A 7887-nucleotide genomic window follows, 5' to 3' on the forward strand; every position below is an offset into this window, starting at 1 on the left:
TTCGTCATCGCGGTTTACAAATTAGTATGCACACGCGGTCCCGGGAAGGGAACAAGGTCCCCCCGACGGATCGCGTCCGGGTCCCAGGCGTCCCGGTCCGCCACAGAACCCCGGCTCAAGGCTTGCCCCGAGCCCGCAGAGCCACAGAGCCGCAGAGCCCCGGAAGAGGGAGTAGCCCGATGTCAGCAGCCGAGGGTCCGCTCGTCGTCGGTGTGGACACGTCCACCCAGTCCACCAAGGCGCTGGTCGTCGACGCGGCCACCGGCCGGGTCGTCGCGAGCGGTCAGGCACCGCACACCGTGTCCTCCGGCGCCGGCCGCGAGAGCGACCCGCGGCAGTGGTGGGACGCCCTGTGCGCGGCCCTGGACCAGTGCGGCGACGCGGCCCGCGAGGCCGCCGCCGTGTCGATCGGCGGGCAGCAGCACGGCCTCGTCACCCTGGACGCCGCGGGCGAGCCGGTACGGCCGGCGCTGCTCTGGAACGATGTGCGCTCGGCACCGCAGGCCCGCCGCCTGATCGAGGAACTGGGCGGCCCGGGAGCCTGGGCGGAGCGCACGGGCAGTGTGCCCAGCGCCTCCTTCACCGTCACCAAGTGGGCCTGGCTGACCGAGAACGAGCCGGAGGCGGTCCGCGCCGTCAAGGCCGTACGCCTCCCCCACGACTACCTGACCGAGCGGCTCACCGGCGAGGGCATCACCGACCGCGGTGACGCGTCCGGCACCGGCTGGTGGGCGGCCGGGACGGAGGCGTACGACGAGGAGACCCTCGCGCGCGTGGGCCTCGACCCGGCGCTGCTGCCCCGGATCGTCCGGCCCGGCGAGGTGGCCGGCACCGTGCGCGACAGCCACGGCCTGCCGTTCGCCAAGGGCACCCTGGTCGCCGGCGGCACCGGCGACAACGCGGCCGCCGCGCTGGGCCTCGGTGTGCGCCCGGGCGTGCCGGTGATGAGCCTCGGCACCTCCGGCACGGTGTACGCCGTCACGCGGCGGCGGCCCGCCGACCCGACCGGCACCGTGGCCGGCTTCGCCGACGCGCGCGGCGACTGGCTGCCGCTGGCCTGCACCCTGAACTGCACGCTCGCCGTCGACCGCGTGGCGGCCCTGCTGGGCCTGGACCGCGAGGCCGTCGAACCCGGCACGGACGTCACGCTGCTGCCCTACCTGGACGGCGAACGCACCCCGAACCTGCCGCACGCCTCCGGCCTCCTCCACGGGCTGCGCCACGACACGACCGCCGGCCAGCTGCTCCAGGCCGCGTACGACGGCGCCGTCCACTCGCTGCTCGGCGCGCTCGACCTGGTCCTCGACGCGGACGCGGACCCCTCCGCGCCGCTGCTGCTGATCGGCGGCGGGGCGCGCGGCACGGCGTGGCAGCAGACCGTGCGGCGCCTGTCGGGCCGTCCGGTCCAGATCCCCGAGGCGAAGGAGCTGGTGGCGCTCGGCGCCGCGGCCCAGGCGGCCGGCCTGCTGACCGGCGAGGACCCGGCGGCGGTCGCCCGGCGCTGGAACACGGCCGCCGGGCCGGTGCTCGACGCCGTGGAACGGGACGAGGCGACACTGGCCAGGATCGCCGGGGTAGTCTCCGACGCGGCACCGCTGCTGGAGCGGGACCGGAACGCCCGCTGACCCCGCCGTCAGGGGCCGGGCGGGCGATGCCGCCGCCCGGCGGGGACCGCGGGGCCGTGGACCGCGGGGCCGTGGACCGTGGGGAACGACGGGGCCGTGGGGAACGACGAGGAACGACACCGGAGCAGGACTGACACAGGCATGACCGCACCGCCGCACGAAGCCCGTCCGCCCCGCCCCGGGCGCGCGCTGCCGGACACCCAGCAGGGCATGCGCCGCCGCAACCTCGCCCGGGTCATGCACACGGTCAGCGCCGAGGGGCCACTGTCCCGGGCCTCCGTCGCCTCACGGATCGGGCTGACGCGTGCGGCGGTGTCGACTCTCGTCGACGAGCTGATCCGCTCGGGCCTGCTGGAGGAGCTGGGCCCCGAGCGGCCCGGCCGGGTGGGCCGGCCCGGGTCGGCGCTCGCCGTCAGTGCCAGGGGCCCGGCCGGGATCGGCGCGGAGGTCGGCGTCGACCACCTCGCGGTCTGCGCGGTCGACCTGCGCGGCGACGTCCGGGCGCGGGCCGTCCGCCACGGCAGCAACCGGGGCCGCTCGCTGGAGCCGGTGACCGAGCAGCTCACCGGCCTGGTGCGACAGGTCGTCGCGGAGGCGGAGGCCGAAGGACTGTGGCCGGCCGGGCTCGCCGTGGCCGTGCCCGGCCTGGTGGGACGGGACGGACGGACCGTCGTACGTGCCCCGAACCTCGACTGGCACGACGCCGACCTGGGCGCCCTGCTGCCGTACGACATGCCGCTGACCGTGGACAACGAGGCCAACTTCGGCGCCCTCGCCGAGCTGTGGCTCGGGGAGGGCACCCCGCGGGACTTCCTGCACGTCTCCGCCGAGATCGGCATCGGCGGAGCCGTGGTCGTCGACGGACGCCTGCTGCGCGGGACCCGCGGTTTCGCGGGCGAGCTGGGGCACGTCCCGGTGCATCCGGACGGGCCGGAGTGCGCCTGCGGCGGGCGCGGCTGCCTCGAGCAGTACGCCGGTGAGAAGGCGGTCCTGCGCGCGGCCGGAGTGGAGCCGGGCGAGGACCGCGTCGGCGTGCTCGCGGGGCGCGCCGACGCGGGCGACGAGGGCGTACGGCGCGCCCTGCGCGAGGCGGGTACCGCGCTCGGCATCGCGCTGACCGGGGCGGTGAACCTGCTGGACCCGGAGAGTGTGGTGCTGGGCGGGGCGCTGGCCGCACTGGCGCCCTGGCTGCTGCCCTCGCTGCGGGAGGAGCTGGCCCGCCGCACGGCCGGTCCGGCCTGCCGGGTCTCGGTGTCGGAACTGGGCCCGGAGGGGCCGTTGCTCGGGGCGGCCCACTCGGTGGTCCGGGGCGTGCTGGACGATCCGGCGGCGGTCGCCGAGCGGGCCTGAACCGCGCAACGGGGTTCCGGGGCCGACGCCGCCGGAGCCCGTTCCCGGCCGGGCAGGGGCCCGGACCCGGACCCGCGGGCGAACCCCGTCGCCATAGCCCGTGTCCCACAGCCACAGCCACAGCCACAGCCACAGCCGTCACTGTCACCGTCCACCGCCACCATCACCGTCACCGTCACCGGATCGAGTGAGCCCGGTATCCACAACCGGGCGGCCGTCCACCGGTAAGCGACGCGTCCTTCTGCCCAACCCGCCCCTCTCGTACGGTGGTTCACGCGGTCACGTCTCGGGGCCGCGGCATCGTCCCGCCTCGTTGCCCCACCCCGCTTCTCTCCGTTCGACCCTGCCCCTCGCAACCAACCCGTCACCTCACCGTTGGTGACCGTGCGCGACGCGACGACCGCGTCGTGCGACCGCAACCGCAACCGCACGCCTCAAGAGCCCTCGACGAAAGGCGGTCCTCCCGTGGAAACGGAAAAGGCACCAGCGCATCCGACCCGGCGGCTGCTCCTGCGGAGCGCCGCACTCGCCTCCGTCCCCGCCGCCCTGCTCACCGGCACCCGCGCCGCCGCACGTCCGCCGGCCGTCGACCACCCCACCGCCGAATGGCAGCCGGCGAGCACCTCCAACTACACCCGGTCGACCCGCCCCGCCTCCTACCCCGTCACCCACGTGGTCGTCCACGTCACCCAGGAGACGTACGCCGACACGCTGTCCATCTTCCGCGACCCGCGGAGACAGGTGTCCGCGCACTACGTCGTCCGGTCCTCCGACGGACACGTGGCGCAGTGCGTCCGCGAGTCCGACATCGCCTGGCACGCGGGGAACTGGGACTACAACACCCGCAGCATCGGCATCGAGCACGAAGGCTGGGTGGACCGGCCCGAGTACTTCACCGCCGCCATGTACGAACAGTCGGCGCGGCTCACCGCGGCGATCTGCGCCAGGTACGGCATTCCCAGGGACCGCGCGCACATCATCGGCCACCACGAGGTACCGGGCAGCGACCACACGGATCCCGGGCCGCTGTGGGACTGGACCCGGTACATCCGGCTGGTCGGCTCCGTCTGACCGGCGGCGGAGGACCACGTTCCGGTGATCGGCCGGCCGGACCGGTCGAAGAGGTTGTCCACGCCCGCCCACGGAGTGACGATGTCCCCACTCCGCCCACGCATCACCGTCCGGGGAGGCCGAGTTGACCGATTCATGGCTGGCTCTGGAACCGGGGGCCGATCCGGTCGAGCGCGCGCGGACGCTGCGGCGCGCGCACGAGACGTTCACCGCGGCGGGCACGGTCCCGCGCCCCGTGCGCGCCGTGGTGGCGGAGTCGTGGCGGCGGTCGGTCCGGGCGGGCGTCGGCCCGGACGGCACCGCGCGCGTGGAACTCATGGACGGCGACCTCGGCGCGTACCGGGCCGAGCATCCGCTGGCACGGGTGATGCCCCTGTTCCGGGAGCTCCTGGGCACGTTCGCGGACGACGGCGAGCATCTGCTGGCGGTCTGCGACGCGCGCGGCACGCTGCTGTGGGTCGAGGGTCACCCGGTCACCAGGCGGCGGGCGGAGCGGATGAACTTCGTGCCGGGCGCCCGGTGGTCCGAGTCCGCGGTGGGGACGAACGCGCCGGGCACCGCGGTGGCCGTCGGCCGGCCGGTCCAGGTCTTCGCCGCGGAGCACTTCATCCGGCGGGTGCAGCCGTGGACGTGCGCGGCGGCCCCGGTGCGCGATCCGCGCACCGGACGGGTGCTGGGCGCCGTCGACATCACGGGCGGGGACGGGCTGGCGCATCCGCACAGCCTGGGCCTGGTCCAGGCGGTCGCCCGTGCCGCGGAGTCCCAGCTGGCGCTGCTGACACCGCGGCAGCCCGGTACCGGCACGCCCGAGCTGACCCTGCTGGGCCGTGACGAGGCGCTGCTGGACCTCGGCGGTCGCAGGCTGCGCCTCAGCCGGCGGCACAGCGAGATCGTGGCGTTGCTGGCGCTCCGCCCGGAGGGCCTGACCGGCGACGAGCTGCTGTGCGCGCTGTACGAGGACGAGCGGGTGCCGCCGGTGACCTTGCGCGCAGAACTGGCGCGGCTGCGCGGGGTGCTGGGGCCCGGGCTGCTGGCGTCCCGTCCGTACCGGCTCACAGTGCAGGTCGAGTCCGACGCCGCCGTCGTCGAGCGGCGTCTGCGGGCCGGTGCCGTGAGGGCGGCCGCGAGGGCGTACGCCGGTCCACTGCTGCCCGCCTCCCGGGCTCCGGCGGTGGCACGGCACCGGCGCCGGCTCGCGGACGGGCTGCGCACCGCGCTCGTCGCCCACCGCGACCCGGACCTGCTGGCCGACTGGGCGCACGCGCCGTGGGGCGAGGACGACCTGGACGTCTGGCGCGCGCTGGCCGCCGTCCGGCCGAGCGCCGCGGTCCGCTCCCGGCTCGCCGCGCTGGAGTCCGAGCTGGCGGCCCCGCCCGCCCGATGACGGCCCGACGGCCGTCGACCGGAGCCGGTTACGCCCCGGCTCCGGGCCGCCGCGCACGCAACGTCCCCGCAACGTCACGCCGCCTAGCCTCGCCGGGAGCTGTCCGACGGCGGGCAGCGCACGCTGAGGGAGGCAGACCAGGATGACCCGTTACGCGGCGCCCGGCACCGAGGGCGCGATCGTCTCCTACGAGTCGCGCTACGACCACTTCATCGGCGGCGAGTACGTACCGCCGGTGCGCGGACAGTACTTCGAGAACCCGTCACCGGTGAACGGGCAGCCGTTCACCGAGATCGCGCGCGGCACGGCGGAGGACGTGGAGCGGGCGCTCGACGCGGCGCACGAGGCCGCCCCGGGCTGGGGCCGCACCTCGGTGACCGAGCGTTCCGGCATCCTGCTGAGGATCGCGGACCGCATGGAGGCGAACCTGGAACGCCTGGCGGTCGCCGAGAGCTGGGAGAACGGCAAGCCGGTGCGCGAGACGCTGGCGGCCGACATCCCGCTCGCCATCGACCACTTCCGCTACTTCGCCGGCGCGATCCGCGCCCAGGAGGGTTCGCTCGGCGAGCTCGACGACGACACCGTCGCGTACCACTTCCACGAGCCGCTGGGCGTGGTCGCGCAGATCATCCCGTGGAACTTCCCGATCCTGATGGCGGCCTGGAAGCTCGCCCCCGCCCTCGCCGCGGGCAACGCGGTGGTCCTGAAACCCGCCGAGCAGACCCCGGCGTCGATCCACTACTGGCTGAGCCTGGTCGCGGACCTGCTGCCGCCGGGTGTCGTCAACGTCGTCAACGGCTTCGGCGCGGAGGCGGGCAAGCCGCTCGCGTCGAGCCCCCGGGTGGCGAAGGTCGCGTTCACCGGGGAGACCACCACGGGGCGGCTGATCATGCAGTACGCCTCGGAGAACATCAAGCCGGTCACGCTGGAGCTCGGCGGGAAGTCGCCGAACATCTTCTTCGACGACGTCTGGGCGCGGGACGACGACTTCCGCGACAAGGCACTCGAGGGCTTCACGATGTTCGCGCTCAACCAGGGCGAGGTGTGCACCTGCCCGTCCAGGGCGCTGGTCCAGCGCGGCCACTACGCGGAGTTCATGGAGGCCGCGGTCGCCCGCACCGAACTGATCACGCCGGGCCACCCGCTGGACACCGACACCATGATCGGCGCCCAGGCGTCCAACGACCAGCTGGAGAAGATCCTCTCCTACCTGGACATCGGCAGGCAGGAGGGCGCCAAGGTCCTCACCGGTGGCGAACGCCTCGAGCACGAGGGCGAGCTGAAGGGCGGGTACTACGTCCAGCCCACGATCTTCGAGGGCCACAACCGCATGCGGATCTTCCAGGAGGAGATCTTCGGCCCGGTCGTGTCGGTCACGTCCTTCGACGACTTCGACGACGCGATCAGGACCGCCAACGACACGCTGTACGGCCTAGGCGCCGGGGTGTGGACCCGCGACATGAACACCGCCTACCGCGCGGGCCGCGCGATCCAGGCGGGCCGCGTCTGGACGAACTGCTACCACGCCTATCCGGCCCACGCCGCGTTCGGCGGATACAAGCAGTCGGGCATCGGCCGGGAGAACCACCGCATGATGCTGGAGCACTACCAGCAGACCAAGAACCTCCTCGTCTCGTACTCCCCGAAGAAGCTGGGCTTCTTCTAGACACAGGGAGAAGGGCGCCTGCCCGGGTTCTCATCCGTCAGGCGCCCTTCACGCGGTCTGCTGCCCACCGATCCCGGCCTGCACGCCGACCCCGGTTCCTCCCACGGCCACCCCCTCCCGACCAGCGCTAAGGACTCCTGAGGGCGGTCATCGCCCGCTGGGCCTCCTCGACGAAGTTCGTCTTCGCACGGTGCAGGTCATCCAGCTTCTCGTGGCGTCGAAGGCTCTCCAGGAAGGCGCTCGCGGCGGCCGCCGCTTCTGGAGGACCCTCGAGAACGACTCCGGCGTAAGCCCGCTGCAGAAGCAGCTCTTGGTCACCGTTGCCCCGGCCCGTGCGCTCGGCCAGGATCCTGGTCTCCGCAGCGGCGAGGAACTGCGCGTAGACCTGTTGCCGAAGAGCGATCGCGCGTTGGCCCTCCGCGCCCCGGAGTGTCATCCGAACCGACTCCAGCAGCGCTTCCGCCTGCCGGTCGCCCGCGTGGCGGGCCGCCTCGGCCTGTCGCACACCGGCGCTCCTGCTGTACCAACCCGTGACGACGCTGCCCGCGATCGCCGCGCCCGCGGCGATCAGTGCGATACCCCATTCACTCATGCCCTCATCCTCACGGTCACGCACGGCACCGTGCCCGGCTCCGGCCACATGTGCGTCGGGTATCACTCGCAGCCGTCGAACAGTGCGCCCGGTACGATCGGGCCATGTCTCCGGAAGATGCCCAGAAACCAGCACCAACCTGCATAAATAGCATCTCCGGACGCACGTCCTCGGATAGAATTGACAATTCGGGCGACGG

The 7887-nt window shown here is 73.8% G+C and carries 6 protein-coding genes; 5 read left to right on the plus strand and 1 reads right to left on the minus strand.

Features of this window, described 5'->3' with window-relative positions; genetic code table 11:
* Window positions 1-179: 179 nt before the first annotated feature.
* From xylB to ACFYOJ_RS14480, 5 genes are all read left to right on the plus strand, one after another.
* A complete protein-coding gene (gene xylB, locus ACFYOJ_RS14460; RefSeq protein ID WP_356551090.1) occupies window positions 180-1625 on the plus strand; it encodes a xylulokinase in 1446 nt (481 codons plus the stop codon).
* A 141-nt stretch (window positions 1626-1766) separates the two neighbouring features.
* On the plus strand, window positions 1767-2975 hold the full coding sequence (locus tag ACFYOJ_RS14465; protein ID WP_356551089.1) for an ROK family transcriptional regulator: 1209 nt from the start codon (window positions 1767-1769) through the stop codon (window positions 2973-2975).
* 465 nt (window positions 2976-3440) lie between these two features.
* Entirely contained in the window at window positions 3441-4046 is a 606-nt protein-coding gene (locus ACFYOJ_RS14470; protein WP_356551088.1) for an N-acetylmuramoyl-L-alanine amidase, read from the plus strand.
* 124 nt (window positions 4047-4170) lie between these two features.
* Window positions 4171-5430 (plus strand): GAF domain-containing protein, encoded by a 1260-nt coding sequence (locus ACFYOJ_RS14475; RefSeq protein ID WP_356551086.1) that lies wholly within the window; start codon window positions 4171-4173, stop codon window positions 5428-5430.
* A gap of 142 nt (window positions 5431-5572) precedes the next feature.
* Window positions 5573-7096: an aldehyde dehydrogenase family protein gene (locus tag ACFYOJ_RS14480; RefSeq protein ID WP_356551085.1), complete on the plus strand. Its 1524-nt coding sequence runs from the start codon at window positions 5573-5575 to the stop codon at window positions 7094-7096.
* Between the two features lie 127 nt (window positions 7097-7223).
* Here ACFYOJ_RS14480 and ACFYOJ_RS14485 read toward each other — a convergent pair whose 3' ends face one another.
* Window positions 7224-7688, minus strand: coding sequence for a hypothetical protein (locus tag ACFYOJ_RS14485; RefSeq protein WP_356551084.1), 465 nt, complete (start codon window positions 7686-7688; stop codon window positions 7224-7226).
* Window positions 7689-7887 lie beyond the last annotated feature (199 nt).

This window comes from Streptomyces sp. NPDC006384 (genome assembly GCF_042870695.1).
Classification (GTDB): Bacteria; Actinomycetota; Actinomycetes; order Streptomycetales; family Streptomycetaceae; genus Streptomyces.